We start from the raw sequence: 2735 nt of genomic DNA, 5'->3' as shown, positions 1-2735 counted from the left end.
TGCCCCGGCTCGGCCGCCGGCACGCCGTCGCGGGCGGCGTGCTCACGGCCCTCGCCGCGCTGCTCGTGCTGTTCGGGCTCCTCGCGCCGGACGACCTCACTGCGTTTTCGGCCGGCGCGCTCCTGCGGGTGCCGGTGGAGGGCGTCGTCGTCGCCGCGTTCGTGCTGGTGCTGCCGCCGCGGGCGCGCAGCGTCGTCGCCGTCCTGTTCGGCCTGGTCCTGGGGCTGCTGACGCTGATGAAGGCCCTCGACACCGGGTTCTACGCGACTCTCGAGAAGCCGTTCGACCCCGTTTACGACTGGAGCTTCTTCCACGCCGGCGTCGAGTTCCTGGCCGGCCAGATCGGGGAAGCGGCGACCGTCGGTGCGCTCATCGGCGCAGGTGTGCTCGCGGTGGCGCTCGTGGTGTTCATGGTGCTGGCGGTGCTGCGGTTGTCACGGGTCGCCGCCGGGCGCCGGACCGCGGCGACCCGGGTCGTGGCGGTGCTCGGGGTCGTCTGGATCGGGTGCTCGCTGTTCGGCGTCGAGAGCGCGCCGGGGCAGCCGGTGGCCGCCCAGAGCGCCGTCGCGCTCGCCTACGGCGACCTCCGCCAGGTGGGTGCCGACCTGCGGGAGCAGCGCCCGTTCGGCGAGGTCGCCGCGGCCGACGCGTTCCGCGGCACGCCCGGTGACCAGCTGCTGACCGGCCTGCGCGGCAAGAACGTCGTGCTCACCTTCGTCGAGAGCTACGGCCGCATCGCGCTCGACGACCCGGCCTTCGGCCCGAAGATCGGCGCGACCCTCGACGCGGGCACCGCGCAGCTGCGCGCGGCGGGCATCGGCGCGAGGAGCGCGTTCCTGTCGTCCTCGACGTTCGGCGGCGGCAGCTGGCTGGCCCATTCGACGGTGCAGTCGGGCATGTGGATCGACAACCAGCAGCGCTACAACGACCTCCTCGCCAGCGACCGGCTCACCCTCGGCGGCGCGTTCCAGCGCGCGGGCTGGCGGACCGTGTGGGACGTGCCCGCGCACACCAAGGACTGGCCGGAGGGGCAGCGGTTCTACCACCCGGACGCCTACTACGACGCCCGCGGCATCGGCTACCACGGCCCCGGCTTCGCCTACGCCACCATGCCCGACCAGTTCACGATGTCGATGCTGCAGCGCAAGGAACTCGCCGGTGGCCGTCCGGTGATGGCCGAGGTCGACCTCGTCTCCAGCCACGCCCCGTGGTCACCCCGCCCCTGGCTGGTCGACTGGAACCAGGTCGGCGACGGCTCGGTGTTCGCCCCGATGCCGGCGGCGGGCGAAGCCCCGGAATCGGTGTGGAAGGACCCCGCGAAGATCCGCGACGCCTACCGGGACGCCACCGACTACTCGCTGAAGACGCTCATCTCGTTCGTCCAGCACTATGGCGGCGACGACCTGGTCCTGGTCTTCCTCGGCGACCACCAGCCGCCGGTGGTGACGCCGCAGGGCGCGGTGCACGACGTGCCGATCACCATCGTGGCGAAGGACCCGAAGGTGCTCGACCGGATCTCGGGCTGGGGCTGGCAGGACGGCCTGCACCCGGGCGCGCAGGCGCCGGTGTGGAAGATGGATTCGTTCCGCGACCGCTTCCTGACGGCGTTCGCGCACTGACGGTCCTATTCGGAATTCCGGAAACGCGCCATCCGTCCAGGGGCGCGGGCTAGCCCGGATGGAGCAGTGTCGTGACGTTCCGCTGCGCGCGGATTCACTGTCCCGATGAATTGCCGGTAATTCTTCCGCACTTCTACGCTCATTAACGTCGGGTTTCTCCGCGTTGAGGAGTGGGTATGCGAAGGAAATTGGCGGTTCTCGGGGTCGCTTTGTTTTCGCTGTTCGGGCTGACGGTCGTGCCCGCGGCCGCCGCCGGCGGCGACTTCGTGCCACCCGGCTGCTTCGGCGAGCGGTACGGAACCCTCTTCGGGCAGGGCGTTTCGGTCAACTGCTTCCCCGGTGAGGGCTACGGCTACCGGGTGATCGCGCACTGCGCGAACGGCAACGCGTTCTGGTTCGTGGTCGGGGAGTTCGTGCCGTACGGGTTCGGCCCGGCGGTCGCGGAATGTTCGGGTGCGCTGCTCGTGCCGGCGCGGGTGGTCGCCTACCAGGTCGACGAAATCTGATTCGGGCACGGAACCGTCCGGCCACCCCTTTCCCGGGTGGCCGGACGGTGTCGTGCCGGTCGGCCGAGGCAGGGGACGGTCGTGCACGTTCGCTGCCCGGTCGTCTCCGGTTGGGCCCGGCACCCGTCCCGCCGTGCTGTACTTGGTCCAGACCTTCGTCGGCGCGGACGGGAGAGCCCCGGTTCGCGCTTCTTCGCGTGCCCGGAAATCGCCGCCCGGCAAGGGAAAGCCAGTATTAGTCTGCAATGGACAGACGTTCGCTCCCGCGAATTCCGGACAGAAGACCGGACAAATCTGGACCCACCGCAGCTCGCCCCGCACACTCGGCGCACGGTGTGTTTCTTTCCCCCCGGAGGAGTCCCCATGCGTCGAAGAATCGCCAGCGCCCTCGGCGGCGCCGCCGTCCTGACCGCTTCCCTCGCTTCCGCGTCGCTGAGCCCGGCCGTCGCGTCGCCCGGGCTGATCGCCGCCATGCAGCGGGACTTCGGCCTGACCGCCACCCAGGCCGAAACCCGGCTCGGCCAGGAAACGTCCGCCGCGCGGATCATGCCGGCCGCGCAGCAGGCCGCCGGGGCCGCGTTCGGCGGCGCGTGGTTCGACCCCGCGCTCG

General features: G+C 71.1%; 2 protein-coding genes and 1 pseudogene. All 3 read left to right on the top strand.

The window, feature by feature from the left end; translation table 11 throughout:
• Positions 1-1619 (top strand): sulfatase (locus G3I65_RS27475; RefSeq protein WP_160698684.1); only part of this gene is annotated, 1619 nt, incomplete at its 5' end.
• Positions 1620-1795: 176 nt separating this feature from the next.
• Positions 1796-2125: a hypothetical protein gene (locus G3I65_RS27470; protein WP_239071478.1), complete on the top strand. Its 330-nt coding sequence runs from the start codon at positions 1796-1798 to the stop codon at positions 2123-2125.
• A gap of 363 nt (positions 2126-2488) precedes the next feature.
• Positions 2489-2735: pseudogene (locus tag G3I65_RS27465) on the top strand (S1 family peptidase); the annotation flags it as partial.

It is taken from the genome of Amycolatopsis sp. SID8362 (genome assembly GCF_010550475.1).
Classification (GTDB): domain Bacteria; phylum Actinomycetota; class Actinomycetes; order Mycobacteriales; family Pseudonocardiaceae; genus Amycolatopsis; species Amycolatopsis eburnea.
Note: the sequence above shows the minus strand (reverse complement) of the source record. Positions and strands in the feature narration are given on the sequence as shown.

Bases quoted from the DNA above. Each gene is read 5' to 3' on its own strand.
- G3I65_RS27470 (WP_239071478.1), top strand. From the start codon at position 1,796: ATGCGAAGGAAATTGGCGGTTCTCGGGGTCGCTTTGTTTTCGCTGTTC.